Origin of the sequence: Mesorhizobium escarrei, from assembly GCF_935825525.1 — a bacterium.
Lineage (GTDB): Bacteria > Pseudomonadota > Alphaproteobacteria > Rhizobiales > Rhizobiaceae > Mesorhizobium > Mesorhizobium escarrei.
Genome location: NZ_CAKXZT010000152.1, coordinates 183840 through 210473, shown reverse-complemented (window position 1 = coordinate 210473; position 26634 = coordinate 183840). Strand labels below are relative to the sequence as shown.

27 protein-coding genes and 3 pseudogenes are annotated in these 26634 nt (G+C 61.9%); 9 read left to right on the top strand and 21 right to left on the bottom strand.

Annotated features, from left to right (window positions below):
- Position 1 precedes the first annotated feature (1 nt).
- Together NMG80_RS28240 and NMG80_RS28235 are read right to left on the bottom strand one after the other, a co-directional pair.
- A complete protein-coding gene (locus NMG80_RS28240) occupies positions 2 to 706 on the bottom strand; it encodes a TIGR02281 family clan AA aspartic protease (RefSeq protein ID WP_254021135.1) in 705 nt (234 codons plus the stop codon).
- A 7-nt stretch (positions 707 to 713) separates the two neighbouring features.
- Positions 714 to 947, bottom strand: a complete 234-nt coding sequence (locus NMG80_RS28235; protein WP_095492971.1) for a DUF1289 domain-containing protein — start codon at positions 945 to 947, stop codon at positions 714 to 716.
- 182 nt (positions 948 to 1129) lie between these two features.
- Between NMG80_RS28235 and NMG80_RS28230 the strand changes: the two genes are divergently transcribed.
- Positions 1130 to 2131: a nicotinate-nucleotide--dimethylbenzimidazole phosphoribosyltransferase gene (locus NMG80_RS28230; protein WP_254021134.1), complete on the top strand. Its 1002-nt coding sequence runs from the start codon at positions 1130 to 1132 to the stop codon at positions 2129 to 2131.
- A gap of 52 nt (positions 2132 to 2183) precedes the next feature.
- Here NMG80_RS28230 and NMG80_RS28225 read toward each other — a convergent pair whose 3' ends face one another.
- Complete coding sequence (locus tag NMG80_RS28225) at positions 2184 to 3989, bottom strand: FAD-dependent oxidoreductase (RefSeq protein ID WP_254021133.1); 1806 nt, start codon at positions 3987 to 3989, stop codon at positions 2184 to 2186.
- A 131-nt stretch (positions 3990 to 4120) separates the two neighbouring features.
- On the bottom strand, positions 4121 to 5641 hold the full coding sequence (locus NMG80_RS28220) for a sensor histidine kinase (protein WP_254021132.1): 1521 nt from the start codon (positions 5639 to 5641) through the stop codon (positions 4121 to 4123).
- 75 nt (positions 5642 to 5716) lie between these two features.
- Here NMG80_RS28220 and NMG80_RS28215 point away from each other — a divergent pair, with 75 nt between their 5' ends.
- The 4 genes and pseudogenes from NMG80_RS28215 (at position 5717) to NMG80_RS28200 (ending at position 8339) form a co-directional block, all read left to right on the top strand.
- Positions 5717 to 6340 (top strand): thermonuclease family protein, encoded by a 624-nt coding sequence (locus tag NMG80_RS28215; RefSeq protein WP_254021131.1) that lies wholly within the window; start codon positions 5717 to 5719, stop codon positions 6338 to 6340.
- A 142-nt stretch (positions 6341 to 6482) separates the two neighbouring features.
- The gene (locus NMG80_RS28210; RefSeq protein WP_254021130.1) at positions 6483 to 7094 is read left to right on the top strand and encodes a glutathione S-transferase; all 612 of its coding nucleotides are present in this window, start codon (positions 6483 to 6485) and stop codon (positions 7092 to 7094) included.
- A gap of 15 nt (positions 7095 to 7109) precedes the next feature.
- A pseudogene (locus tag NMG80_RS28205) lies at positions 7110 to 7727 on the top strand (uracil-DNA glycosylase family protein); the annotation flags it as partial.
- Positions 7728 to 7847: 120 nt separating this feature from the next.
- Positions 7848 to 8339, top strand: a complete 492-nt coding sequence (locus NMG80_RS28200) for an Lrp/AsnC family transcriptional regulator (RefSeq protein ID WP_006333679.1) — start codon at positions 7848 to 7850, stop codon at positions 8337 to 8339.
- A 12-nt stretch (positions 8340 to 8351) separates the two neighbouring features.
- On the opposite strand, the gene NMG80_RS28195 is transcribed toward NMG80_RS28200, so the two are convergent.
- The 10 genes and pseudogenes from NMG80_RS28195 to moaA all read right to left on the bottom strand — a co-directional run bounded on the left by NMG80_RS28195 (position 8352) and on the right by moaA (position 16486).
- Positions 8352 to 8921, bottom strand: coding sequence for a DUF3299 domain-containing protein (locus tag NMG80_RS28195; protein ID WP_254021129.1), 570 nt, complete (start codon positions 8919 to 8921; stop codon positions 8352 to 8354).
- 47 nt (positions 8922 to 8968) lie between these two features.
- A complete protein-coding gene (locus NMG80_RS28190; protein ID WP_301943397.1) occupies positions 8969 to 9412 on the bottom strand; it encodes a GNAT family N-acetyltransferase in 444 nt (147 codons plus the stop codon).
- Between the two features lie 97 nt (positions 9413 to 9509).
- Complete coding sequence (locus tag NMG80_RS28185; RefSeq protein WP_254021127.1) at positions 9510 to 10211, bottom strand: DNA alkylation repair protein; 702 nt, start codon at positions 10209 to 10211, stop codon at positions 9510 to 9512.
- An 8-nt stretch (positions 10212 to 10219) separates the two neighbouring features.
- Positions 10220 to 11095: pseudogene (locus NMG80_RS28180) on the bottom strand (NAD(P)-dependent oxidoreductase); the annotation flags it as partial.
- Positions 11096 to 11153: 58 nt separating this feature from the next.
- Positions 11154 to 11987, bottom strand: a complete 834-nt coding sequence (locus NMG80_RS28175) for an ABC transporter permease (protein WP_254021125.1) — start codon at positions 11985 to 11987, stop codon at positions 11154 to 11156.
- A complete protein-coding gene (locus NMG80_RS28170) occupies positions 11984 to 12697 on the bottom strand; it encodes an ABC transporter permease (protein WP_254021124.1) in 714 nt (237 codons plus the stop codon). Before NMG80_RS28170 ends, NMG80_RS28175 begins: the two co-directional genes overlap by 4 nt.
- Positions 12698 to 12810: 113 nt before the next feature.
- A complete protein-coding gene (locus NMG80_RS28165) occupies positions 12811 to 13593 on the bottom strand; it encodes an ABC transporter substrate-binding protein (RefSeq protein ID WP_254021123.1) in 783 nt (260 codons plus the stop codon).
- 213 nt (positions 13594 to 13806) lie between these two features.
- Positions 13807 to 14316: a molybdopterin-guanine dinucleotide biosynthesis protein B gene (gene mobB, locus NMG80_RS28160; protein WP_254021122.1), complete on the bottom strand. Its 510-nt coding sequence runs from the start codon at positions 14314 to 14316 to the stop codon at positions 13807 to 13809.
- 104 nt (positions 14317 to 14420) lie between these two features.
- A complete protein-coding gene (locus tag NMG80_RS28155) occupies positions 14421 to 15341 on the bottom strand; it encodes a DMT family transporter (RefSeq protein ID WP_254021121.1) in 921 nt (306 codons plus the stop codon).
- A gap of 149 nt (positions 15342 to 15490) precedes the next feature.
- On the bottom strand, positions 15491 to 16486 hold the full coding sequence (gene moaA / locus NMG80_RS28150; RefSeq protein WP_254021120.1) for a GTP 3',8-cyclase MoaA: 996 nt from the start codon (positions 16484 to 16486) through the stop codon (positions 15491 to 15493).
- Between the two features lie 199 nt (positions 16487 to 16685).
- Here moaA and NMG80_RS28145 point away from each other — a divergent pair, with 199 nt between their 5' ends.
- Positions 16686 to 17039 (top strand): gamma-butyrobetaine hydroxylase family protein, encoded by a 354-nt coding sequence (locus tag NMG80_RS28145; protein WP_436798699.1) that lies wholly within the window; start codon positions 16686 to 16688, stop codon positions 17037 to 17039.
- A gap of 70 nt (positions 17040 to 17109) precedes the next feature.
- A complete protein-coding gene (locus tag NMG80_RS28140) occupies positions 17110 to 17721 on the top strand; it encodes a pyridoxamine 5'-phosphate oxidase family protein (protein ID WP_091591738.1) in 612 nt (203 codons plus the stop codon).
- 114 nt (positions 17722 to 17835) lie between these two features.
- Here the strand turns inward: NMG80_RS28140 and NMG80_RS28135 are convergent, their stop codons facing one another.
- Positions 17836 to 18288: a MarR family winged helix-turn-helix transcriptional regulator gene (locus tag NMG80_RS28135; RefSeq protein ID WP_254021119.1), complete on the bottom strand. Its 453-nt coding sequence runs from the start codon at positions 18286 to 18288 to the stop codon at positions 17836 to 17838.
- A gap of 47 nt (positions 18289 to 18335) precedes the next feature.
- Between NMG80_RS28135 and NMG80_RS28130 the strand changes: the two genes are divergently transcribed.
- Positions 18336 to 19247 (top strand): alpha/beta hydrolase, encoded by a 912-nt coding sequence (locus NMG80_RS28130; RefSeq protein ID WP_254021118.1) that lies wholly within the window; start codon positions 18336 to 18338, stop codon positions 19245 to 19247.
- Positions 19248 to 19270: 23 nt separating this feature from the next.
- On the opposite strand, the pseudogene NMG80_RS28125 reads toward NMG80_RS28130, so the two are convergent.
- Positions 19271 to 19351: pseudogene (locus NMG80_RS28125) on the bottom strand (TetR/AcrR family transcriptional regulator); the annotation flags it as partial.
- A 231-nt stretch (positions 19352 to 19582) separates the two neighbouring features.
- Here NMG80_RS28125 and NMG80_RS28120 point away from each other — a divergent pair.
- On the top strand, positions 19583 to 21475 hold the full coding sequence (locus NMG80_RS28120; RefSeq protein WP_254021117.1) for a L,D-transpeptidase family protein: 1893 nt from the start codon (positions 19583 to 19585) through the stop codon (positions 21473 to 21475).
- A 90-nt stretch (positions 21476 to 21565) separates the two neighbouring features.
- Here NMG80_RS28120 and NMG80_RS28115 read toward each other — a convergent pair whose 3' ends face one another.
- From NMG80_RS28115 to NMG80_RS28095, 5 genes are all read right to left on the bottom strand, one after another.
- On the bottom strand, positions 21566 to 21823 hold the full coding sequence (locus NMG80_RS28115; RefSeq protein ID WP_254021116.1) for a PepSY domain-containing protein: 258 nt from the start codon (positions 21821 to 21823) through the stop codon (positions 21566 to 21568).
- Between the two features lie 113 nt (positions 21824 to 21936).
- Complete coding sequence (locus NMG80_RS28110; protein ID WP_254021115.1) at positions 21937 to 23016, bottom strand: ABC transporter ATP-binding protein; 1080 nt, start codon at positions 23014 to 23016, stop codon at positions 21937 to 21939.
- Positions 23017 to 23164: 148 nt separating this feature from the next.
- On the bottom strand, positions 23165 to 24040 hold the full coding sequence (locus tag NMG80_RS28105) for a carbohydrate ABC transporter permease (RefSeq protein ID WP_254021114.1): 876 nt from the start codon (positions 24038 to 24040) through the stop codon (positions 23165 to 23167).
- Between the two features lies 1 nt (position 24041).
- Positions 24042 to 25109 (bottom strand): carbohydrate ABC transporter permease, encoded by a 1068-nt coding sequence (locus tag NMG80_RS28100; protein ID WP_254021113.1) that lies wholly within the window; start codon positions 25107 to 25109, stop codon positions 24042 to 24044.
- Positions 25110 to 25175: 66 nt separating this feature from the next.
- The gene (locus NMG80_RS28095) at positions 25176 to 26438 is read right to left on the bottom strand and encodes an ABC transporter substrate-binding protein (RefSeq protein ID WP_254021112.1); all 1263 of its coding nucleotides are present in this window, start codon (positions 26436 to 26438) and stop codon (positions 25176 to 25178) included.
- Between the last annotated feature and the right edge of the window lie 196 nt (positions 26439 to 26634).

Sequence of the window (26634 nt, the reverse complement as noted above, 5' to 3'; positions counted from 1 at the left end):
TTCAATCGCGCAAGATCATGCGGTCGCCGCGCACGTCGAAACCGGATAGTGAGCCGATGAAATTCATGCCGAGCAGGCTCTGGCCGAGCATGCCGGGCGCGGCGATCATGACCGGCATGTCCTTGCGGACGATGCCGCCGATCGTCAATTCGTCGGTTCTGACGGCGGCGGCGCGCGCCATGCCGTTGGCCGTGGAGACCGGTATGGTGAAATTGAGAGCGGCTGGATTGAATCCGGCCGCTTGCGCGTCCTGCGCGGTCAGCACGGTGCTGGTGGCGCCGGTATCGACCACGGCCCGGATCGGCGTGCCGTTGACCATGATGCGCGCTTCGAAATGGCCATTGCCGGCCTTGTCCAGGGTCACCGTGGCGTGGCCGTCTTCCAGGCCCAATGCCAGCGGACTGCCGGGTACAAGGCCAGCCGTTACCCGGCTGGCGACATCCTGCAATTCATAGCGGTACTGATAGCCGGCAATCAGTGCGAGTACGATGACGGCCCAGGTGCCGAGGTTGCGGGCCATCGTGCCCAAGGGTCTGCCTGATCTGAGCAGGCCGGCGCCGATGAGTGCGACCAATGCGCCGAGCCAGATCAGCCGGCTGAAATCGTAATTCTCGACGCCGAATGTGCTGCCGGCGGAATCGTTGAGCATGAGCAGGACGACGCCTGCCCCGATCACGACCATCAAAACCCAGAAAAATCGGTTCATAAATGGCTCACGAGAGGGCGTCGCGTTCACGCGCAAGGCGGGTGCGGCGCGTTTCCCGGCGCGGTCTGCGTTCAACCGTTTCCAGCCGGGCCGGCAACTCGGCCATGACGCTGCGGCGGATTTCAGGGGTCATCTCGATCCAGGCGCCGATTTCCTCCCGCGTGCGGCCGCAACCGAAGCAGAAGCCGGTTTTCATATCGATCGAACAGACCAGGATGCATGGGGATTCGATGGCCGTCATAATGTTCTCTCAGGGCTCCGTCAGGAATCCCTTGTCTCGCCTCCACATGGTGTAACGGTAAGGCCAATGCAAGCCCTTCGGAATGCGCCGCCGGCAACCGCTTTCGCGTCAATGCGGGCAGTTGTGCCGGCCGAGCAAGGCGGCTATGCCGCTCACCAACTCTGGGAACGATCATCAACGACATGACCAGCGCGCTGCCCTTCGACGATTTTCGCAATCTTCTGGCGACCCTGCCGCGGGCCGACACGGCAGCCGAAGCCCGCGTCCGTGCACTGTTTGCCAAGGCCGACAAACCTAAAGGCTCGCTCGGCCGCATCGAGGACATCGCGGCTTGGCTGGCCGCCTGGAGCGGCCGTGCGCCGCCGGCAGTGAACCGGCCTCTGGTGGCGATCTTCGCCGGCAATCACGGCGTCGCTCGCCACGGCATTTCGCCACGGCCTGTCGCTGCCACGGCGAACGCCGTCGAGCTTTGCGCGGCCGGGGGTGCGGCGATCAACCAGATCTGCATCGCCAATAATCTCGGGCTGAAAGTGTTCGATCTTGCGCTGCACATTCCGACCGCCGACATCACCGAGGATGCAGCACTTGACGAGCGCGGCTGTGCCGCCACCATGGCCTTCGGCATGGAGGCGATCGCCGGCGGCGCCGATCTGCTTTGCCTTGGCGACCTCGGCGTCGGCAATTCCACCGTTGCCGCGGCCTTGTTTGCCGCACTGTTCGGCGGCAGTGGCGCAGATTGGGTCGGATCTGGATCGGGCGCCGATGCATCGATGCGGGTGCGCAAGGCGGAAATGGTCGATGCCGCGCTAGCCTTCCACGGCACAAGTCTCAGGGACCCGCTGGAAGCGTTGCGCCGGATTGGCGGGCGTGAGTTCGCAGCGATTGCCGGCGCCATCCTCGCCGCCCGGACGCAGAAGATTCCCGTCCTGCTCGATGGGCTAGTTGCGACTGCCGCCGCCGCGACGCTGCATGCTACCAACCCCGCCGCGCTCGACCATTGCCTGCTTGCCAGCCTGTCGCGAGATCCTGCGCATGCTCGGGCGGCCGAGCGGCTCGGCTTGCGGCCGCTGCTTGATCTCGGCGTCAGCCACGGCGAGGGGGCAGGGGCGGCACTTGCCGCCGGCCTGGTCAAAGCCGCGGCTCTTACCAGTTCGGGCATGGCGGAGGCGGTTCGTTACCAGTGATGAGAGCCTAATTTATGGGCTGGCACCGCGCCGCAAGCAGCTACAGGTTTTGTCATATCAATCTCGTGAAGCCATCATCGCTCCAGCGCTCACTGCCTACTCCGTGGTGCACGAAGAAGAGGCCGTCCGGATCGTATCGGTCCTTCACCGCGAGAAGCTTGATGTAGTTCGAACCCCAAAAGGCGTCTCGCCACCTCTCGTCGAAGAAATCGCTTTCCGCCACATATGAGCCGACGGCAGGTATCAGTTTGCGTATTTCGTTCATGGCCTTGTCGATTGCATTCGCATCTCGACGGGCAGCCGCCAGGTCGGGTTCGCGATCGGCAATGCCGGGGTATGCCGGCGGTCCCTCGGCGCCGCTGATGGCCAGCGCGAAAGCATCCAGCACCACCGGATTGGTCGCCGTCTGGCGGGCGGCGTCAATCACCTCGGCAGGAGCGCCCGCAAGACCCTTGTTGACATGCAGGGAGACAGTCCAGTGGCGGGTAGCTGCGAATAGGGCGTCGGCAAGGTTCTGCTGCCGGTCCGCCTGGAGAAGGGATGACGGAATCCATGCAGACTGGTAGCCATGCAGAACCTGTCCCGTCTCCTCCAGATTGCTTGCCCAGAACACGTTGGCCTTGCCGGCATCGGGGCGGTTGTCGGCGAGCACCAGTCCGGGTATTTTCTTGAGAAATTCGGGATCCCATAAATTTCGAGCCGGGACGGCGATGATCACCGGCTCCGCTTCGAGGCTGAAATCCTGCGGCGAACCGGCCACCCAGTCGAAGAACGGCCGCCAGATCGTCTCGGCCTGCTGTTGGTCCAGACCTTGGAATACCATCGAAATCGCGAGAACATTGCCCGGCCGGAAGGCAATCTGCTCGCCCCAGTGCGGATTGAACAGAGCCTTGCTGTAGAATTCCACGATCTTTACGATCAGTCGGTGGAAGGCGGCGTCGGACGTCGCATCGATCGTGGCGAACACCGCGCCGAAGAATTCCGGCAACTCATGCGTTCGCAGCGTGAGCCGGGTCACGACCCCGAGACTGCCGCCACCGCCACCCTTGATCCCCCAGAACAGGTCCTGATTTGTGCAGGCGTTGGCAATTGCAACGGCGCCATCGGCAGTGACGATCTCCGCTTCCAGCAGGCTCGCCGCCGCCATTCCATAAGCCTTCGAGAAACTTCCGAAGCCGCCACTTTGGATCAGGCCCGCGACGCCGACGGTCAGGCAGCCGCCGCCCTGGACATAGCGCCCCGCTTTCGTGGTGACGGCGTCATAGGCCTGCCCCCAGATTGCGCCCGCTTCGATCGTAACCGCCGGCTGCGGCGGTTGTCGTCCGGCGCAGCCAACACCGACGAACGCGTCGTGCACGGTGACGGCGTTCATCTTCCGGGTCCAGATCAACAAGGAATCCGCGGCATTGGATGTGCCTTGGTAGCTGTGGCCGCCGCCCTTCACCACGAGCCGCAGATTGTTGTCACGGGCGAAATTGACTGCCGCCACGACGTCATCGTTCGTTCGGGCAACGACTGCATATTTGCTGGGCTGCGATGTCCAGCCGTCGACCCAGCCTAGCGTCTGTGTCAACCCGACCTCGTCGCCGAGGTAATAGGGGTTCTTCAGTTCCTTGAAGACATCCGTACAGCGGGGGCCTGACGGGGCCTTTATGCATGCGGCGAGCGGCGGCTGAACCTTTACGAGTTGCCCCTCGACTTGCCGGCCAAGCCGGTCCCAACTTCCTTCTGCTGGCCATTCCGGGTCGGATGGACGGATGCGCGAGGTCGGACGGGCCGCGGCCTGTGCCGGCACGAGCATCCACGGCCGCAAGAACGGGATCGCTGCTGCCGTGTGCAATAGACGTCTTCTGTTCATTTGATTGCCTTGGCCCCTGATTGCCTTGGCTCGGAAGACACGTTGGATGGCCTGCCTGGGCAAGGCTATTGCCAAATCGCCCTATCCGCAACGATTCTGGCATCCGGTGCCGGATTTTCGTGAGCCAGTGCTCAGCGCCGGCGCGCAGCAACGGCCCTGGTCGGCAGCGCCGGCAATTCCTCCATCACCCGGCTCAACGGGAAGATGGCGATCGCCTCAGTGCCTTCGCGCAGTTTGGAATGGAGTTCGAACTCGCCGCCATGCATGGCGAGCAGGCTTTGGACGATCGGCAGGCCAAGCCCGGTGCCTTGTTCGGCGCTCTTGATGGCGATCGAGCCCTGGCCGAAGGCGGACAGCACGACCGGAATCTCGTCTTCCGGAATGCCGGGCCCATTGTCTTTGACGGAGAGGTATTGGCCGCCGCCCGCCGTCCAGCCGACGCGCACGCGGATCTCGCCGCCAGATCCGGTGAACTTAATGGCGTTCGACAAAAGATTAAGCGCGATCTGTCGCACCGCGCGTTCGTCGGCGAACAGGCGCGGCAAGGCGCTTTCGAAATCCTGGACGATACGGATGTCCTTGTTGCGCGCCTTCAGCTCCATCATGTGACAGCAATCCTCGACCACCGAAAGCAGCATCATCGGCTCTTCGTTGAGCTGGTAGCGCCCCGCTTCGATGCGCGACAGGTCGAGGATTTCGTTGATCAGGTCGAGTAGATGCTGGCCAGACTCGTGGACGTCGCGAGCATAGTCGCGATAGGTTGGATTGCTCATCGGTCCGAGAACCTCGTTCGCCATCACCTCGGAGAAACCGAGAATGGCGTTGAGCGGCGTCCGCAACTCATGGCTCATCGAGGCCAAAAACCGCGATTTTGCCAGGTTGGCGTCCTCCGCGCGTCGGCGCGCTTCGTCCGACATCGATTTCGCCGTGTCCAATTCGGCAATCAGCGCGTCCTTTTCGGAGCGGAACGAGAGCAGCATCAGGGACGAGCGATTGAGGCGGCGCGCCACATAGGCGAAGAAGGGGAGCGAGACAATCAGCAACCCGGCCATGATCAACTCGACCGGCATCCACTGCCTGGCGGCGGCATAGGCATAGGCGGCCACCGGTACGGCGAAAGTCGCCAGCAACGCACCGCGCAACGATGACGCTGTGATCGCGGTCGCTGCCATGGCAAGCAGCAGCACCACCGCCTTGGTCAACTGGAACTGGTCGACCTGGCAAGCATCGCAACCGAGCCAGGCGAACCAGGCCCAGCCCAGGCCGCAAAGGAAATGGCCTATCAGGAAATCACGGTGCGTTTGCAGCGGGTTGAGTTCGGCAGCTTCCGTTCGGTCGACGCGCCTCGCCATGAACACGACGATGGCGTAGCAGATGAGTATAAAAAGCGCCCAGATGCCAATTGCCTTACCGACGCCAGCGAACAGACCGGTCGCGGCGGTCGCCAGGACGAGAAGCGGAACTATGATCGCGCCGCCTAGCATCGCACGGGCGTGGAGTTTCAAAAGCTCGCGGTCGAAATCAGGATTTCCGACCTGCTGCGAAAGACGGTCGCGCGTCTTGCGCACCGCGCGGGCCACATCGCTGTTGCGATGGGGTTTCCGGCGGTCCACAATAAACTTGTCCGCTGTGGTCGAGCGTTGCGAGGGCATGGAGACTTCAATTTATGCGGGCAGCGGTTTCAAATCGTTAAGCTACGTTCGAATGATTAACCAACGGTTTGCCATATGAGCCGTTCGTGGTCGCGGCGGCCGGGACAGCGATACGTCCCGCCGCGGCCGCGAAGCCTTTGGCGCCGGCTGGTGGACTACGCACTGGCGATGCTTGTCCTCGGTCTGCTGATCCTTCTGGCGGCGCGGCTTGATCGGATCGAGACGCGCAAGACTGAGGGCGCCGCCGTCGTCAATGACGGCGATACGATCACGCTCGGTAGCGAGCGCATCCGCATGCGCGGCATTGATGCGCCCGAATATTCGCAAATCTGCCGCAAGGACCGCGCCGATTATCCCTGCGGCAAGCTGGCGCGGCAGTCGCTGGTACGTCTGATATCAGGCAAACCCGTCTCCTGCACCGGCTGGCAGCGCGACCGATACCGCCGGCTGCTCGGCGATTGCAACGCCGGCGGCAAGGATCTCAACCGCGCCCAGGTCGAGGCCGGCTGGGCAGTTGCCTATGGCGATTTCGAAACCGAGGAGGCCGCTGCCCGATCAGGCAAGGCCGGCATCTGGGCCGGCACTTTCGACGAGCCGCACGATTGGCGCGAGAGCCGCGATCACGAAGTGGTCGAAAGAAAGCACGGTCGTCTGGCTTCGATCGGCGATGGCTTGCGAGAAATTTTTCGCTTCTGGTAATGGTCAACACTATAGTTGTTGCAACAGACCTGATCAGAGCGATGCGTCCATTCGGAAGCATGCGCTGAGATCTTTTAAATCTTCGCATCGTGCTTTCCGGAAATCGATTCCGGTTGTCGGGCCGATGCGAAAGGAGGATGGGATGAAACTCTTCGACGGCGGCCGGGCGCCCAATCCACGGCGGGTTCGCGTCTTCCTCGCCGAAAAGGGGCTTGAGGTTCCGCTGGTGCCCGTCGACATGAGCGCGCTGGAGCACAGAGAACAGCCGGTCAGTTCGCGCAACCCGCTGCAGCGTCTGCCGGTGCTCGAACTCGACGACGGCACCGTCATCACCGAATCTGTCGCCATCTGCCGCTATTTTGAGGAACTGCATCCGGAACCGGCTTTGTTCGGCCGCGGCGCGCTCGCCAAAGCGCTGGTCGAGATGTGGCAAAGACGCATGGAGCTCAACTTGCTCAGTTGCGTCAGTGCCGCGTTTCGGCACATCCATCCGGCGATGAAGGATTGGGAGATTCCACAAATCCCCGAATGGGGCGAGGCCAACAAGCCGAAAGCCGTTGGATTCCTGAGACTCCTCGACGACGAGTTGGCGAACCGGGAATTCGTCGCCGGCGACGCCTATTCGATCGCCGACATCACCGGGCTGATTGCCATCGACTTCATGAAGCCGGCGCGCATCAAGGTGCCGGAGGACTGTGCCAACGTGCTGCGCTGGCATCAGGCGATCTCCAGCCGGCCGAGCGCCGCCGCCTGAGAATGAGCCCCAGGCATGAGCGAAGAGCTGGAAAATTTCGCGGCGAGGGTACGCGCCTGCCGTATCTGCGTCGAAAGCCCGATCGGCCGGCCGCTGCCGCATGAGCCGCGCCCGGTGCTCCGGCCGTCATCGAGCGCCCGTATCCTGATTGCCAGCCAGGCACCGGGCACCAAGGTGCATATGTCAGGCATGCCGTTCACCGACGCCTCCGGCGATCGTTTGCGGAACTGGCTGGGCGTCAGCAGCGAAGAATTCTACGACACGACAAAATTCGCCATCGTGCCGATGGGCTTTTGCTTTCCCGGCCAGGATGCCAAGGGCGGCGACCTGCCGCCGCGCCGCGAATGTGCAGCGGCCTGGCGTGCGCCGCTGATGGCGCTGATGCCGCATATCGACCTGGTGCTGACGATCGGCCTCTATGCGCAATCCTGGCACATGGGCGCCGCGCGCCGGCCCTCCCTGACGGAGACGGTGATGGATTGGCGCACCATCTGGGATGCGCCCAGCAACCCGAAAGTGCTGCCGCTACCGCATCCGTCGTGGCGCAACACCGGCTGGCTGAAACGCAATTCGTGGTTTGAAATGGATTTGCTGCCGTTTCTGAGATCGGAAATCCGCTATCGCCTCGGCTGACGCGTAAGCAAGAAATCACTCGCTTTTGCACCATTTGGCAGAATTTCTTTCTTGTGAATGGCCAAAATAAGAAGGACTATAGCCAATCTATTCCTGAACTATCCCTGTGGGAGCACCCAAATGGACCGCCTTGACAGAAAAATCCTCCGCCTCTTGCAGGAGGACGCGACGCTCGCGGTCGCCGATGTCGCCAAGAAAGTCGGACTGTCGACCACGCCCTGCTGGCGGCGCATTCAGAAGCTCGAGGAGGAAGGCGTCATCAAGCGGCGCGTCGCCATCCTCGATCATGAAAAGGTGAATGTGCGCGTCACCGTGTTCGTGTCGATCCGCACCAATTCGCACAGCCATGAGTGGCTGCGCCGCTTTTCGGAGGTCATTCAGGAATTTCCGGAAGTGGTCGAGTTCTACCGGATGAGCGGCGACGTCGACTATCTCTTGCGCGTGGTGGTGCCCGACATCGCTGCTTACGACGCCTTCTACAAGCGGCTAATCGCCAAGATCGAGATCCGCGACGTCTCGTCGTCGTTTGCCATGGAACAGATCAAATACACGACCGAAATGCCGCTCGACTACATGGTTCTGGACAAGGAATCGGGCGCCAACGCGGCCTGAGGAGTTTTTTGCTTAGTTCTTCTTTTTATTGAGGAAAGTCCATGGCGAGTTTGCCGGTAGCGTGATCGTGTCTGGCACGAGATCGACATCCGCCACCTCCGCCTTGCGCACGGTGTAACCCGACTGGATCACGCTGACACCGTCGAGGATGAAGAGCTGACTTTTCTCCATGCCAGGCTCCAGGGCGCCGGTCACGGAAACCGGCTGATAGGCTTGCGACATCCTGTAGGGGCGGGCGGGCGTGACGAGGACGATCTGATTGGGCGGCGGCGTCGGCATGTGGCTGCACGCACCTGTCCACGGCACCAGCAGGAACTGATAGACGAGATCGCCGTCCCGATCGAGCGGCAGCGCGTACCCCGCCAGTTGGACGGCCTTGTCTCGCAAATTGAGAGACAGCGTCTCGCCACGGTCAGGCATTTTTGCCGCGACCATCGGCAATCCGAAACTTTCGGCAGCGGGTTGGGTCGCCGGGCGCAGGTCCTTCCAGAATATGCGCGCGGTTTCGGCGGAAGCGGTGCCCGCCACTATGGAAATCAGCACGGCCGCCAGCGCCGCTGTCGATTTGAGACAATTGCTCATCGTGTGCTCTCCATTTGACCGGAGTAAAGCTGCCGTCGTCGACAGCGTCAACGTTCGAGACGCATCACATGCCGGCGCGAGCCGGCCATGCCGATCTCGTGGAATCCGCGGGCCACGAACATCTCTCGAAAGCCCATGAAACGGTAACTCGGCGACGCCTGGTCGACCGGATAGGCCTCGATGGTCCTGGCGCCTTTGGCGAAGGCGTGATCGATGGCCGCGTCGAGCAGGGCGCTTGCCAGTCCCCGGCCGCGCGACGCCCTCGACACATAGAAGCAGACGATCGACCATACGCCCGCCTCGCTGTCGTCCTGCCCCTGCGACAGCTTGCGATAAGTCTCGCGTGGCGCCACGGAGCACCAACCGGCGGTCTTGCCTTCGGCATGGGCGACGATACCGACCGGCGTGCCGGCTTCGATGAGCGCCATCATGGCCCGTCTCCTCTCATCGTTTGACGCGTGTTCGCGGTTTTCGAGCTGGCGCCAGGCCATGCACCAGCAGTATTTTGGTGCGCCAGGCTGTTCGAACAGGTTCTCGAACTCGGCGCGCGTGGATCGCGTCACCTCAGTAATCCGGATCTGGCTCCGGTCAGCCTTTCCTGGCGAGCCGCTCGAGCGTTTTGGCATCGGAAAGCTCCCTTGCAGCGTCCTTGCCGATCCAGCGCGCCGTCTTGTCCGTCGAACCGGCCAACTTCTGTGCCAGGGCAAGGGCAGCGCCGTGCAAATACATCGATCGCTTGCCGATAGAGCGAAGCGCCCAGTTCACCGCCTTCTTCACAAAATTACGGCCGTCGGTGGCGTGCGCTTCGATAATCGACAGGAAGTCGAGGAAGGTCGCCTCTGGCTCCTTCTTCCGGTGGACGACCGACCAGGCCATCATGGCAAAAGCCGTGCGTCGAACGAACTCCCGTTCGTCGGCCGCGAACTCTTCTATCAGTTCCTTCCAGCAATCCGTATCGACAAAGAGATCGGAGACGCCGTCGACGATATCCCACGAGTCGAAAGTCGCCGCCCATCGTCTTGCATCCGCAGCAGAAAACCGCTTCGGATCGGCTGTGACGGAAGCGATGAACTGCGCTTCCATGATGCCGGACTCCCACAGCTCGAAGGCACGCTCATGGTTGCGTTTTGTTTGCCTGGCAATCTGCCGCTGCACGCCATGCGAGATACCGAGCGCACGTTCGATCTTGATGCCGTAACGCAGCATGCCAAGGCGGTTCTCCTGCGAGCCGATCAAGCGCAGATGGGCGACAATCTCCTCGGCGCTGGATTGAGGCGAAAGCTCGGCCACGACAAAACCTACTTTTCCAATCGCGCCAGCAGCGAAGACGTGTCCCAGCGTTTGCCGCCCATCCCCTGCACATCTTTGTAGAATTGGTCGACAAGTGCCGTCACCGGCAGCTTGGCGCCGTTGCGGTCGGCCTCCGCCAGGCAGATGCCGAGATCCTTGCGCATCCAGTCGACAGCGAAGCCGAAATCATATTTGCCGGCATTCATCGTCTTGTGGCGGTTCTCCATCTGCCACGAGCCGGCCGCGCCCTTGGAGATGACCTCGATGACTTTTTCGATGTCGAGCCCGGCCTTCTTGCCGAAATGGATGCCTTCGGCCAGCCCTTGGACAAGACCGGCGATGCAGATCTGGTTGATCATCTTGGTGAGTTGGCCCGAGCCGGCCGGGCCCATCAGCCCGACCATGCGGGCAAAGGCGTCGATGACAGGCCTCGCCTGTTCGAAGGCTTTCTGTTCGCCGCCGACCATGACAGTCAGGACGCCGTTTTCGGCGCCGGCCTGACCGCCGGAGACCGGTGCGTCGAGGAACGAAAAACCGCCCGATTGCGCCTTGTCAGCCAGTTCGCGCGCGACTTCAGCCGAGGCTGTAGTGTTGTCGATGAAGATGGCACCCGTTTTCATCGACTGGAATGCACCCTCGGCTCCAATCGTCACCGCGCGCAAATCGTCGTCATTGCCAACGCAGGAAAAGACAAAGTCCTTGCCGTCGGCCGCCTCAGTCGGCGTGTTGGCAACACTGCCGCCATGCTGGGCAACCCATTGCTCGGCCTTTGCCCTGGTGCGGTTGTAGACGGTAACGTCGTGTCCGCCCTTGTTCCTGAGATGTCCGGCCATTGGATAGCCCATGACGCCAAGACCGAGAAATGCCACCGATGCCATGTTTTCGAATCCCTTAGAAGCCTGTTTTCCGGCCTTCTTAGCGGATCAGGCAAAGCGATGGGAGTCAGCGTTGCAGATGGATGGTAATGCGCCGTTCGATCCATTCGACTGCGTGGCGCAGCGTTTCGACAATGATCAGATAGATGATCGCCGCCCAGACATAAGACTGGAAGTCGAACGTCCGCGAATAGGTGAGCTTCGTGATGCCCATCAGATCATAGACAGTAATGATGGCTACGATCGCCGAGCCCTTGATCATCAGGATGATCTCGTTGCCGTAGGGACGCAGTGCCACAATCAGTGCCTGCGGCAGGATGATCTTCCACATCGTCTGCAATTTGTGCAGGCCGAGCGAGGCGGCGCCCTCCCACTGGCCCCTGGGCACGCTCTCGATCGCGCCGCGCAGGATTTCAGCCTGATAAGCGGCAGTATTGAGCGAGAAGGCGAAGATTGCGCAGTTGAATGCCTCGCGGAAAAAGCCCCAGAGGCCAATCATATCGAGCTGCGGCCGGAAGGAGCCTACCCCGTAATAAACAAGGAAGGTCTGGGCCAGCAGCGGCGTGCCGCGGAAGAAATAGACATAGGCATAGGCAAGACCCGAAAGAAACCGGTTCCTTGACATGCGGGCATAGGCGATCGGCACCGAAAGGATCGCGCCAAGCACGATCGAGATGGCGACCAGCAAAAGCGTCACACCCAGGCCTGTCACATAGGACGGCGCATATTTCGCGAAAAGCTCGCCGTTCCAGGCGACAACGAGGTACGCAGCAATCCCGGCGAGAAAAGCTATCCACACACAGACCAGAGCGTAGCCGAGAATACGTTGGCGCGGCCAGCCGTGCGGGATTGCTGGCGGTTTTTCGACCTTCGTCGCCACGTCGGCTGCTGCCGCACTCATCGTTGCACCTGCTGGCGGCCGACCGCACGTTCGATCGCATTGATGCCGAAGGACGATATGATGGCGAGGAGCAGATAGATAAGGGCGGCAACACCGAAAAACAGGAAGGCGTGCTTGGTGACGCGGGCGGCGACGCCCGCTTGCCGCAATATGTCGGTAAGACCGATAGCGGAAACCAGGGCGGTATCCTTGAGCAGGATGAGCCACAGATTGGCAAGACCCGGCAGCGCGATACGGACAAGCTGCGGCAGCACCACAAGGCGCATCGTCTGCCAGCCAGACAGGCCGACCGAATAGCCACCCTCATACTGTCCCTTCGGGATGGCGCGGAATGCCGAGAGGAAGACCTCGCTGGCGTAGGACGAGAAGACGACGCCGAGCGCGATCATGCCGGAAACAAAAGCATTCACTTCGACCGCGGCGGTCGGGTCATACAGGCGCATCAGTTGCTGGATGCCGATTTGCGCGCCGTAAAAGATCATGAACAGGGTCAGCAGCTCAGGCAGCCCACGAAAGATCGTGGTGTAGATATTGCCGGCCAGCCGCAGCGACGGCTCGTTGGATTGCTTGGCCAGCGCAACCAGAAAGCCGATCACCAGACCGAGAGGCAGGGTCGCGGCTGCAAGCGAAACGGTGATGAAAACACCATAGGCGATGTCGTCGAGCCAGCCTTCGGGTCCCCAACTGAGCAGCGTCCAAACGCTTTGCATCCGCCTGCCTGTTCTCCTCTATGGCATTTTTTTGAGAGCGCGGCGTCAGCTCTCGCGCCGCTCCTTGCGCAAACGGCGGGGATGTCCCGCCGTTCGCTGTCAACCCGGAAGGATCAGGACTCGCCGCCGTAGACGTCGTACTTGAAGTATTTGTCGTTGATTTCCTTGTACTTTCCGTTGGCACGGATGGCGTCGATCGCCTTGTTGAACTGATTGACCAACTCGGTATCGCCCTTGCGTACCGCGATGCCGGCGCCCGGACCATGGATCTCGATGTCGGGCGTGATCGCACCGATCAGCTTGCAGCAGGCGCCGTCCGGCGTGGCAAGCCAGCCTTCGAGAACGGTGATGTCGTCGTTGACCGCATCAACGCGTCCATTGGCGAGATCGAGCTGGTATTCCTGCGCGGTCGGGTACGGCTTGATCGTACTGTCGGTATAAGCCTTGGTTGAATAATTGAAGTGGGTGGTGGACGCCTGCACGCCGATCGTCTTGCCGGCCAGGTCCTCCTGGGTCACGCCTTTGATATCGCTGTCCTTGGGCGCGGCGATGGCCGGCGGCGTGTTGTAGTATTTGTTGGTGAAGTCGACCTTCTCGGCACGCTCCGGGGTGATCGACATCGAGGCGACGATGGCGTCGAACTTGCCGGCCTGAAGCGCCGGGATGATGCCGTCCCAATCCTGCGCGACGAAAGTGCACTTCACCTTCATCTCGTCGCAAAGCGCCTTGGCGATATCGATGTCGAAGCCCACGAGCTGGCCATCAGCGGTCAGGTTGTTGAACGGCGGATAGGCTCCCTCCGTGCCGATCCTCAAGGTTTTCTCCTGAGCCTGGGCAACGCCCAATGTCAGCAGCGCGGCCGATGCGGCGAGCGCCATACGCAGTGCAGTACGCATGATAGTCCTCTCTGTATGTTCCCGGCCGTCGTTCCAAACGGCTCTATGGGCGGTTCTGTTGACCGCCGCTGGCGCGATACTCCCATTCTTTCCCAAGAAAAAGCAACTGTAAAACCGTTGCTTGCGGGTTTCGCATTCCCGGACAATGCTGACGTTGCGGCAGGCATACCAACGGGGAAATAGGGGGCGGCCGATGCTCCTTCGGCAGTACCCTCAGCGCGTCAAACCTGTCGCGCGCTCGATGAAGTCGGCTATCGATTTGGTGTCGTCGAGATCGAAGACAGGCAGGTTTTTGTCGGCTATGGCGAAGTCGGCGGCGATGGCAACGATATGCGGATCATTTGCCGAAAGCGGTGCCCGGTCCTTAGCTTCCAGCCGCCGCGTCTCGATCTTGCTGTGCGCCTCGCGCTTGTAGCCTTCGACCAGCACGACGTCGGAGGTGCCGAGCCGCGACAGGATCGCATTCAGCGTCGGTTCGTCCTCGCCGCGCAATTCGTGCATCAGCGCCCAGCGCCTGTCCGACACGATGGCGACTTCAGTCGCCCCGGCCTGCCTATGGCGAAAACTGTCCGCCCCCGGTTTGTCGATGTCGAAGTCATGATGGGCGTGTTTTACCGTCGAGACTTTCCAGCCACGCCGGACGAGCTCGGCGACCAGCTTTTCGGTCAGTGTCGTCTTGCCGGAATTCTTCCAGCCGGTGATACCGAAGACGCGTCTCATCATGGCTTCATGCTCTGCAACAGACCCTCGGCCCGGGCAAGGTCGTGCCGGCAATCTCTTTAGTCATCGTCTATCGTCCATGCTGTCACTCGTCGCGAACGGCAGGCCTATATGCCGTCCGGCGCCATATCAGGTCCAGCGCTTTCGGCGGCTGTCTTTCGCCGGCCGACGATCCGTTCGCGGTACAGTGCGTAGAGGCCGGAGCCGACGATGACGCTGGCGCCGAGGATCATCGGCAGGTCGGGAACGTCGCCGAAGATGAACAGGCCAAGCAGGATCGACCAGAGCAGGGCCGTGTAGCGGTACGGCGCGATGAACGAGATGTCGCCCACCCGCATCGCCATGATGATGAACTGGTAACCGATGACCACGAGCACTGCCGCCAATGCCAGGAACGCCGTGCTTTCACCCGTCATCGGTGTCCACCCGCCCATCGGCAAAAGCAGCGCCGCGCCGAGCATGGTCATGGCGAGTGCCGTGGTGGTCGACACCAGCAATGTCGGAATGGCTTGCGGTATCCGCTTGGTGGCGAGGTCACGCACGGCACAACAGGCGACACAGGCCAGCGCCAGCAACGAATAGATGCTGAACCCCTCGAAGCCGGGCCGCACGATGATCAACACGCCGGCAAAGCCGATGGCGATGGCCAGCCAGCGCCGCCAGCCGACGCCTTCGTTGAACACAAGTGCTGCGCCCATCGTCACCGCCAGCGGCAGCGCCTGCAGCACGGCCGAGACATTGGCAATCGGCAGATGGGCAAGGGCGATGAGAAACGACGCGGTAGCGCCGGCTTCGCCGATCACGCGTATCGCCACCATCGGCTGCAGCATCGAGCCGGGCAGGGCAAGCGCACCGCGTTGCCAGGCAAGCAGGCCGACGAAAAGCGAAGCGAAGGCGCCGCGGATCAGCATGACCTGCGCCATGTTCATGGATTCCGACGCGACTTTGGTGATCGCGTCGTTGAGGGTGAAACCACTCATGGCCACCACCATGAACAGCGCGCCGCGAAGATTTGGGGAAAGAAGCAAGGGCGTTACCACTGTGGTTCTGCATCAAGCCTCTACCAGCCGGCGGCAAGACAGCAACGTCAAAGGGCTGGTCCACGGCCTTCGGCGGCTCGTTTACAACCTCCTCGAAAGGGCGGCAGGATTTACTTCGGCGGCGGCGACCAGGAAGATCAGCCGCCGGTGACGCTCATGTGCCGCGATACCGATGGACGGTTGGTGCGGCGGTCGATGATGAAATCATGGCCCTTGGGCTTGCGGCCAATGGCTTCGTCGATGGCGTCAGCGACCAGTTCGTTGCCTTCGGATGCACGCAACGGTGCGCGCAGGTCGGCGGCATCTTCCTGGCCGAGGCACATATAGAGCGTGCCGGTGCAGGTCAGCCGGACGCGGTTGCAGCTTTCGCAGAAATTATGCGTCATCGGCGTGATGAAGCCGAGCCTGCCACCGGTCTCGGCGACGTGGACGTAGCGGGCCGGACCACCGGTCTTGTAGGGGATGTCGGTCAGCGTGAACTGCCGCTCAAGTGCTGCGCGCAGCAGCGACAGCGGCAGATACTGGTCGGTGCGGTCGGCGTCGATCTCGCCCATCGGCATGGTTTCGATGACCGTCAACTCCATGCCACCGCCGTGCGCCCAGCGCAGCATCTCGGGCAGCTCGGCGTCGTTGAAATCCTTCAGCGCCACCGCATTGAGCTTTACCTTCAGCCCCGCTGCCTGCGCGGCGTCGATGCCATCCATGACCTTGTCGAGATTGCCCCAGCGGGTAATCTGGCGGAATCTTTCCGGATCCAGCGTGTCCAGCGAGACGTTGATGCGCTTGACCCCGCAATCGGCGAGTTCAGCGGCAAAGCGCGAAAGCTGCGAGCCGTTGGTGGTCAGTGTCAGTTCTTCCAGAGCGCCGCTTTCGAGATGACGCGAAATCTGGCGCACCAGATGCATGATGTTCTTGCGCACCAGCGGCTCGCCGCCGGTAAGACGCAGTTTCCTGACGCCCTTTTCGATGAAAACCGTGCATAGCCGGTCGAGCTCTTCCAGCGACAGCAAATCCTTCTTGGGAAGGAACGCCATGTCTTCGGCCATGCAATAGGTGCAGCGGAAGTCGCAGCGGTCGGTGACCGACACGCGCAGATAACTGATCGTGCGACCAAAAGGATCGATCATGTCCATGCTGGTGCGTTTCCCGTGGCTGCGAACGGCATCGTTATATATGGCTATGTGATACGATCCAACCTGTCATTCAAGATAAGAGGTTCCGATCCCTGGCGACATCGTGCCGCCGACAGTTTGTGTCGGAAGTTTTCGAAGCAGCCTTTTCCCGCTGCGCGAAGCGGCGTAGGGAAGGACAGACGATGCGGAACTTATCACCATGACGGCGCCGAAGGAACTCAGGGTCTCGAAGGACCGCAGGCTGCTTACCGTGACATTCCCGGACCATCAGCCGTTCGAACTGCCGGCGGAGCTGCTGCGCGTTGCCTCGCCGTCGGCCGAAGTGCAGGGCCATTCGCCTGAACAGCGCGTGACCGTTCCCGGCAAGCGCAACGTTGCGATCCTGAAGATCGAACCGGTCGGCAACTATGCCGTCCGCATCACCTTCGACGACTTTCACGATACCGGCATCTTCACCTGGAACTATTTGCATACGCTGGGTCATGAGAAGGACGCACGCTGGGACGCCTATCTCGCCGAGCTGGAAGAGAAGGGACTAAGCCGCGATCGGTAGCTCTGGCCCTGGCCGGTCGTCAAAACGTCACGGAATTGGAGTAGCGCCGGCAAAGGTTCGGAGACGAAACATGTCCGTCATCACCACGGTCGAGCAGCTCGAAGCGCTCTATGGCCTGCCCGGCGAGACCTCGCTGGTCAAGGAACTCGACCATGTGATCCCCGAATACGCCGCCTTCATCGAGGCCTCGCCTTTTGCCGCGCTCGCGACCAGCGGGCCGGAAGGGCTGGATTGCTCGCCGCGCGGCGATCTTGCCGGCTTCGTCCGCATCCATGATCCAAAAACCCTGATGATGCCGGACCGGCGCGGCAACAACCGTGCCGATTCGCTAAAAAACATCATTCGCGATCCGCGCGTCGGCCTGTTGTTCCTGGTCCCAGGCTGCGGCACGACGCTGCGCGTCAACGGCCGCGCCCACATCACCACGGATGCCGCGCTGTGTGCCTCGTTCAGTGTCGACGGCCGACCGGCGCGTTCGGTCACGGTCATCGATGTCGATTCGGTCTATTTCCAGTGCGCTCGCGCCGTCCATCGGTCGGAACTGTGGAACCCGGCGAGGCATGTCGACCCGAAGTCGCTGCCGACACCCGGAAAAATCCTGGAAATCACCAGCCGGAAAGGCATCGACGGCGAGGCCTACGACAGGGAATGGCCGGAGCGCGCGAAGAAGTCGATGTGGTGAGCGGGTCGCTCCGCGAGCACCATCCTTTGTTTTGTTTGAGCATCGGATTTTCCCAAAACCGATTGCCACCCCCGGGTCGGGCCCGAGGGCGGGCTTTTGGGTCCGATGCCCCGGTCACGCTTCCCTAAGCACGTCGGCAATCTTGCGCATCTGCTCGCCGATCATGTCGCATTGCTCCGGCGTCGACTGGCTCATCGCTTTCTCGATCAGCGCCATGTGGACCTTCAGCGCTTGCATCAGCAGTTCCGTGCCGGCTTCGGTCAGGGTCAGGCGCAGCACGCGCTTGTCCTTCTGATCGCCTTCGCGGCGAAGCAGGCCGCGTGCCTCGAGTTGCGGCAGCAGCATGGTGATGTTGGAGCGGCCGACCAGCAGCCGGCGGGCGAGATCGTGCTGCGACATGCCGGGATGGCGGTAAAGGTTCATCAGCACGTCGAGCTGCGCCGGCTTCAGGTCCAACGGCGCGAGCTTCACTGCCAGCGTCCGCTCCAGGACATGGCAGGCGCGCGCCACCGCGACCCAGTTGCGAAAACGCGGGTTGTCCCAGGGCAGCTCTTGTTTAATGTTCATGTTTGAACTATTATGTTCATGCTTGAACGAATGGATGGATCGCCACTATGGCATCATTTGGATTGAAGGTCATCCGGGGCGTGTTTGCCGCCGCCGAACACCTGGCTCCCCGCCTGACCGGGCGCGCGGCATTCGAACTGTTCTGCCGCACGCCGAACGCCAAAATACTCAGCGACGGCGAGCGACGCGCCGTCGACCGCGCCGCCGGCTTCATGGCCGAGGCGCGCCATCATCGGCTGAAGACCAAAAACGGCTGCGTCATGGTGCATGAATTCAGGCCAGAGCCGGGCAGGCGGGCCGCCGGCACGGTGCTCGTCATCCATGGCTGGCGTTCGCGCACCGAATACATGCGCACGCTGATCGAAGCCTATCGTGACGCCGGTTACAAGGTTGTCTCGCTCGACCTGCCGGGCCACGGCCAATCGCAGGGCCGCCGGCTCACATTGGTCAGCGCTGTAGAAGCCGCACGGCTCACCGGCGAATGGTTCGGCCCGTTCGTGGCGGTCGTCGGCCATTCCTTCGGCGGTGCCGTCGCCGCCAATGCCGTCGTCGGTTCGGTCAAGGACATTCCGCCGCTGGCGGCCGAGCGGCTGGTGCTGATCGCGGCACCGAGTTCGCTGCCGGCGATCTTCAACGATTTCAGCCGCATGCTCAGTGTCGGCCCACGCTCGCAAGCCGCCATGGCCGACCGGGTCGAACGCATCGCCGGCCGGCCGCTGCACGAATTCACCGGCGATCGCCAGCTTGCCAGCACGCCGGTGCCAACGCTGGTCATCCATGCTCCGGATGACCGCGAAGTGTCCGCCGACCATGCCAGGCTCTATGCCGGCGCCGGCGACCATGTGCGGCTGTACTGGGCCGACGGGCTCGGCCACCGCCGCATCCTCGCCGACAAGGGCGTGGTCGCGCGTGCGGTCGGCTTCGTTGCCGAACACCGGGAGACGGTATCGCTGCATTAAACAGCGGCGGCTTCGACCGGCGTGTAGAGATCGACCGCTTCGAGGAAGAGCGCTTCCTTGCAGCCAAATGCGGCGTAGAGGCTGGTCGAGTTGATTCCCATCGCCGGCGGCGCCAACGCCCGACCCGTGCACCATTTCCCGGAACCGGAGCGGGCCCAATTCGCTTTAGTTGTCACGGCGTTGTGAAACTGTTCTGCAACAGACCTTCTGAAATTTATGAAAGCTTAACGAAATCAGTATGAATCGGTGTAGTCGCGCCCTACATCCATGATGCGGTGGCGAGACCGTCAAGCGATGCGGAACGGGAGCCGGTTGCAACCGGAGCGGGTGATTCGATGAAATTCCTCGGAAACAAAGCAACCGTGATGCCGCTTGCGGCGGTCGCGGCAATGCTCGCCTTCGGCGTGCCGCAGGCAGACGCGCAAGGGTTCTTCGAGAGGCTCTTCGGCGGTGGTGTCAGGCATGCGCCGCGAGGCGATTTTCTCCTGCCCCCCTCAAGGCAGAGGCCGAAATACAAGCCAAATACAACGGCGCCAGCTGCCTCTCGTATCCGCAGCCCGTCCTATTACACCTACAAGAGCGATCCGCTCGTGCGCGTCGACTTCTCGACGCTGACGGCAGCGCGCGAGCCGGCAATGCCGCAGGACGCCGCTTTCCAACCGTCGTCCGCCACCGGCGCTGCCTTCCGCGAAGCCATTGCCGGACTCGACGACTACGAACTCTACGCCGAGAAGGACGTCGCCAAGGCGCTCGTCGCCTATTACGCGGCCAATCCGGATTTCATCTGGGTAACGGGAGCCAGTGCCAACAGCCGCGCGCAAGATGCGGTGCGGGTGCTTGGCGAGGCGACGAGCTATGGCCTCACGCCGGCCGACTATACGGTTGAAGTGCCTGCCGCCGGCGCATCGACCGGCAGCGCCGATGCGCGGCTGCAGGAACTCGTCCGCTTCGAGATGGCGTTGTCGGCGCGCGTCTTGCGCTATGTCCACGACGCGCAAAGCGGCCGCGTCGATCCCAATCGCATCACCGGCTACTATGATTTTCCTGTCAAGCCGCTCGACATGGAAGGCGTGCTGAAAACACTGACACGCACCCAGCAAGTGCGCACCTATCTCGAATCGCGGCATCCGCAGAACGCCGAATATCAGGCGCTGCGTGTCGAACTGGAATCACTTCAGGCCAGCGCCGACGACGAGATCGTCGTCGATCCCAAGCTGTTGCTGAAGCCGGGGGAGAGCAGCCCCGAACTGCCGAAGCTTCTGACGAAGATAGCCCGCAATCTCGACGACGAGATGGGCGGCGCCTATGGCGAGATATTGGCCAGGCTCGCCACCAGCGAGGTCTATGCCCCGGAACTGGCGCCGGTCATCAAGGCGGTTCAGAAAAAGGCTGGCATGAAGGGCGACGGCGTCATCGGTCCGCGCACCGTCGCGGCGCTGGTCGGGACGTCCAAGGCCGACAAGATTCAAAAGGTGCAGGTCGCGCTGGAAGAGTTGCGCTGGCTACCATCCGATCTCGGCAGCCCGCGCGTCTTCATCAACCAGCCGGCCTTTACCGCGAGCTATATCGAAAATGGCGAGGAGAAGCTGAAGACCCGCGTCGTCATCGGCAAGACCACCAACCAGACTTCCTTCTTCTACGATCAGCTCGAGCAGGTCGACTTCCATCCCTATTGGGGCGTGCCGCAGTCGATCCTCGTCAACGAGATGCTGCCCCGGCTGCGCAGGGATCCCGGCTATCTCGACCGCGCCGGCTACGAAGTGGTCAACGCGCGCGGCAAACGCATTCCCTCCTCCTCGGTGAATTGGGGCGCCTATGGCGCGAAGCTACCTTATGGCGTGCGCCAGCTGCCGAGCGAGGCCAATGCGCTGGGAGAACTGAAGATCCTGTTCCCCAACAAGCACGCAATCTACATGCACGACACACCGCAAAAGTCGTTTTTCCAGCGTGATATGCGCGCGCTCAGCCATGGCTGCGTTCGCCTGCAGGATCCGCGCGGCATGGCGGCCGCCGTGCTCGGCACCTCGGTCGACTACATCGCGGAGAAGCTCAAGCGCGGACATTCGACCGAAAAGGTAGCGCGCACGATCCCGGTCTATGTCGCCTACTTCACCGCCTGGCCTGATATGTCCGGCAAAGTCGAATATTTCAGCGACGTCTACGACCGCGACACGCGGCTGCAGCAGGCACTCGACAGCACGGAAGCAGTGCGCTCGCCGGCGAGCTGAGGACGCTAGCGCAGGGAGAGCGGGCGCCGGAACCCGGCCGCGCCGCCATGAGCGAGCTGGGCACCTGTTGCCTGGAGGGGATGCGGCGATCTATTTGGGCTCGGCTGTCACCGGATCGTAGGTGATTTCGACCTTCGCCTTGTCGGTCGTGTAATAAGTAACGGTGTAGGCGCCGCTGTCCCAGGCGACCTCGTCGACATAGCGAAAGTCGTCGCGCTGTTCGACCTTGGCGATTATTTCCGACAGTTTCCTGGCATTCTGCGGCGGCAACGGACTTCCGTCTGCGGCAAGGCCCGGCTCACCGAAAAAGAGAATTACGACGCCTGTCGCCAAAACAAGTCTGAACATGGCTTTCCCTCACTTCTCGCGAAAGTAGAAACTCGCGGCCATGCAGGTTTGTTCCGGGTTCCGGAATGGACACAAGCGAATCGCGCCGACGCATCTTGTTGTCGTTGCTCATGCTAATGCGTCTGCAACTCGTCGGGGAACAGGTGGGCCAAGGCGGTGTCGAACGTGAGCTCCAGAGCGTCACCCGGTTCAAAGACCTTGTCTTCATTGAAGGCCGCAATGAGCTCGCGATCGTCGCGAAGCGTCAGGTCCACGACCGTCTCGCTGCCCAATCGCTCGGCATGTGCCACGACGCCATGCAACAAGCCTTGTCCAGATTGCACCGCCCGGAGGTGCTGCGGACGGATACCGAGGATAGCCTTGCCGTCTTTCCGGAAGGCGCGCCTTCTGGTCGCTACCCTGATCGGCTCCAGGGATTGGTTGCCGATCATTGCCGCTTCGCCATCGAGGTCGAGGACGTCGACGTTCAGGAAATTCATCGACGGGGCTCCTAGAAAGCCGGCCACGAACCTGTTGGCCGGCTCGTGATAGAGTTCCATCGGCGCTCCGATCTGCATGACTTGACCGTCCTTGAGGACGACGATCCTGTCAGCCAGCGTCATCGCCTCGACCTGGTCATGGGTCACATAGATCATCGTTGTGCCCAGTTGCCTGCGCAGCCGGCCGATTTCCATACGCATGTCCATGCGCAGTGCGGCGTCGAGGTTGGAGAGCGGCTCGTCAAACAGGAATACAGCCGGTTTCCGCGTGATTGCGCGCCCGATAGCGACTCGCTGGCGCTGGCCGCCCGAAAGCTGACTTGGGCGGCGGTCGAGCAAGTGTTCCATTTGCAGGATGCGTGCGGCCTCCGCGACCTTCTGCTGCTTTTCCTGCCTGGAAGCACCCGCGATCGTAAGGCCGAACGCGATATTCTCGCGCACGGTCATGTGCGGAAAGATGGCATAGTTCTGGAACACCATCGCAACACCGCGTTGCTTAGGCTGGAGCTGGTTGACCACCCGGCCTCCGATCTCGAGGGTGCCTTCGGTTATGTCCTCGAGTCCGGCGATCATGCGCAGCAAGGTGGACTTCCCGCAGCCCGACGGTCCGACAAAGACGACGAACTCGCCGTCGTTGATGTGGATATCGACGCCTTTGATGATTTCGACGCGACCGAAGGATTTCTTGACGCCCTTCAGCGAGACCTCAGCCATGAGCGATGGCTCCCGTTTCCTGATTCATGTGCGGCAATTCGGGTCACCGATCGGTCTCTCGGCCTTCTGGAATAGCCGTGCCAGCGCTTGCCGTAATGGGCAGACCGGCCGTCCCAGATCCACGGGTGTTCGAGCGCGAAACATGTATTCAGCCCTTCACGCCGGTCGAGGCGATCGACGCAATGAAGGCGCGCTGCAGCAACAGGTAGAAGATCAGCACCGGGACGGTGATAAGGGTGAGATAAGCCATGACTTCGCCCCAGGCGACGTTGAGTTGAAAGAAGTAGCCGAGGCCGACCATGACCGGGCGATAGCTTTCCTGCTGCACCACGATGAGCGGCCAGAGATATTGGTTGTACATGACGAGGAATTTCAGGATGGCGGCAGTCGCCAGGACCGGCCCTGAAAGCGGCATGACGACGCGATAGTAGACCTGCCACCAATTGGCGCCCTCCACCCGGCTTGCCTCGATCAGCTCGCCCGGCAGCCCTTTGAAATACTGCACGAACAGGAAGATCGTCAGCCCGTCGGCGACCCAGGGGATGATCTGCACCCGGTAGGTATTGAGCCAGCCCCAATGTAGCCCATCAAGCCCGATCCAGGGCAGTTTCGAGACCAGGAGCAGGAGCGGGATAGCGATGGTCTCGAAAGGGATGATCAGCGTCGCGATGACGATCGAGAGCAGGACATCGCGCCCCTTCCACCGCAGGAAAGCAAAGGAGAATGCGGCCAGCGAACAGATCAGTAACGAGAGAAGGACGGTCGCCCCGGTGACTAGAACCGAGTTCAGGACGAACAGGCCGACCGGCGCCCGCCGGAACGCTCCGAAATAGTTGTTGAGGCTGATGTCCCCGACGGGCAGGAAGGCGCGAAGGCTGGAAGTGTCCGCGAGAAGCTGACTGTCCGGCTTGAAGCTCGAGTTGATCATGAACACGAGCGGAAAGATGAAGATCAGCGCGATCAGGCACAGCACCAGATAGCGGACGAACAGCCTCAGGCCGTGATTGTCGGGATTGAAGGCCATCTTAACGCTCCCGTGTCAGCCAGCGCTGGATGAGTGAGATCGCTAGCACGATCGCGAACAGGATGACCGAGATCGTCGAGCCGCCGGAGATGTCCTGCTTGCCGTAGCCGCGCTCGACCGCCTGGAAGACGAGGGTCTGGGTGCTGTCGAGCGGACCGCCATTGGTCATCACGTCGATCTGGGCGAAAAGTGCGAAGCCCTGCATGGTGATCACGACAAGGACAAGCACGGCGGTGTTGCGCAGGCCCGGCCAGGTGACATAGCGGAAGGTCTGCCATCTCGAAGCCCCCTCGACGGCGGCGGCCTCGTAGAGCGTCGGGCTGATCGTCTGCAACCCCGCCAGCCAGATGACCATATGGAAGCCGACGGCCTGCCAGATCGACATCGCCATGACTGCGGGCAGCGCCGTCGAGGGATTGCCGAGCCAGTCGACGGGCTGGAAAAGGCCGAAGGTGAGGGCCTGGAGGATGCTGTTCAACAGCCCGTTCTGGCCGTCATAGATGAACCGCCAGAGGAGCGAGACCACGACGATGGAGACCACCACCGGCATGAAGTAGATGGTCCGGAACAGGTTGATGCCCCTGAGCTTGTGGTTGATCAGCAAAGCAAGCATCAGCGCGAGGCTGCCCTGTACCGGCGCCACGACCAGGACGAACAGGAAGGTGTTTACCAGCGCCTTCATGAACACGACGTCGCTGGCGATGACGACCATGACGTTCTCGCCCGACTGCCAGCGAAACCACTCGCGCATGCCGCGAAACTGAGGATAGGCCTCACTACGGGTGATCTCACGCAGGCGGGGATACTGGATTTCGCCAGCCTCGTTTCGGATTATTTCGCCAGCATCGTTGCGCTCCGGCTTGAGGGTCACCACCGCAAGGCCCAGGAGCTGACGATAGTTTTCCAACCCGACGAACTGGGTGGGGTTCGGTGACAGCAGCCGCTGATTTGTCAATGACAGACCGATCGCGAAGAAAAACGGCAGGACGATGAATGTGACGATGAGTGCGAAGCCCGGCAGGACGAACGTCCAGCCCGTCCGGTTCGACAGGGTTAGTTTCGACGCCATTTGCGGTATCCGCCCAGCAAGCCAGAGAGGGAGTCCGCGGCTGGCGAGGACCCCGGCGCGACAGAACTAGCGGTGACTGTAGCCACCATTGCTTTCGATGTCGGCGTCGATCTCGTCGACCGCCGCATCAAGCGTGTCGGCCACGTCGGCGCCATTGGCGATATCGGCCAATGCCTTGGTGAAGACCTTGGCCTGGACCACGTAGCCCGGGGTGACCGGGCGCACCAGAGCTTGTGCTTTCGAGAGCGCGAAGAACACCGCAAGCGGGCCGCCATCCTTGTAGTTCTTCGTCATCTGCGCCGCCGAGGGCGTCGGCGGGATCAGGCCGATGCCGTCGGAGAAGGCGGCCAGGTATTTGTCCTGCGCGGCGAATTTGATGAACTCGGCAGCGCCTTCCGGATGCTTGGACTTGGCCGAGACGCCGAATTGCCAGGATCCCGCGCCGATCTTGTTGCCGGCGCCGAAATCGGGGGCTGGAAGGAAGACAACGTCATCCACGGCTTCCATCGTCGCCACAGCGCGCCAGTTGCCGTTCCACTGGAAGGCGAACTTGCCGCGGATGAACCCGGTCTGCTGATCGGCCGGGTCCTCACTGGTGCCAGGCGCATAGCCTCCGCTGAACAATGATTGCCACCACTTGCCGAATGCCTGCGCAGCCTCGCCGTTCAGCGCGCCTTCCGCGGTCTTGTAGGTCGAACGGTCGACAATGTCCCCACCGAAGCTCTGCAGGAACGGCGAGAAGGCGTAGGAGTACCACTCGGCTTGGTCGTTCATGCCGAGATCGAGGGCGAATTCATACTTGCCGGAGGCCTTGGCGGCTTCGAGCGCGGCCATGAATTCCTCGCGCGACCAGGGCTTGTCGAGGGTCGGGGTGCGCAAGCCCAATTCATCCAGCGTCGATTGGCGTGCAAAAAGCGCCACCGCCGCCTCCCACAGACCGACCGAATAGAGCTTGCCGTCCCACACGCCTTTGGTGCCGGGCAGGAAGTCGGCGAACTCGCTCTCGTCGATCGGCAGCGGCTGCAGATAGCCGGCCCAGGCCCAATTGGGCATGACGGGCCCGTCCACATCCAGGATATCGGGCAGGTTGCCCGCCAGGGCCGCCGCCGCGACGGAATCGTTATAGCTCTTCTCGGGGAAGCTCTCGATGGTCACCGTCCAGTCGGACTGGCTGGTGTTGAAGTCGGAGATGATCTGGTTGATGATTCGCGACTCCACCTCATTGCCGGCGCCGTGATACCACATGGTCAACCTGGTCTGCGCCAGCGCGGGCGCACACAGACAGGTCGACGCGATCACCACACCGGCGAGGTGTTTTGTCAGTTTCATCGGTTATTCCTCCGTTTCGACTTAAGGACACTGGCTGGATCCATGGTCATCCCCGAGGCCGCCAGGACAGCGGGCCGGGAAGCCGGCGCCCTTGTTTCGGGTCGGCCGCTACGGGCCCTTGATGGGGTCCAGCAATGTTCGCGGAAGCCGGACGCATTTGCAATTGCGCAGTTTCACCTGGTCGGAGCAGGGGTCG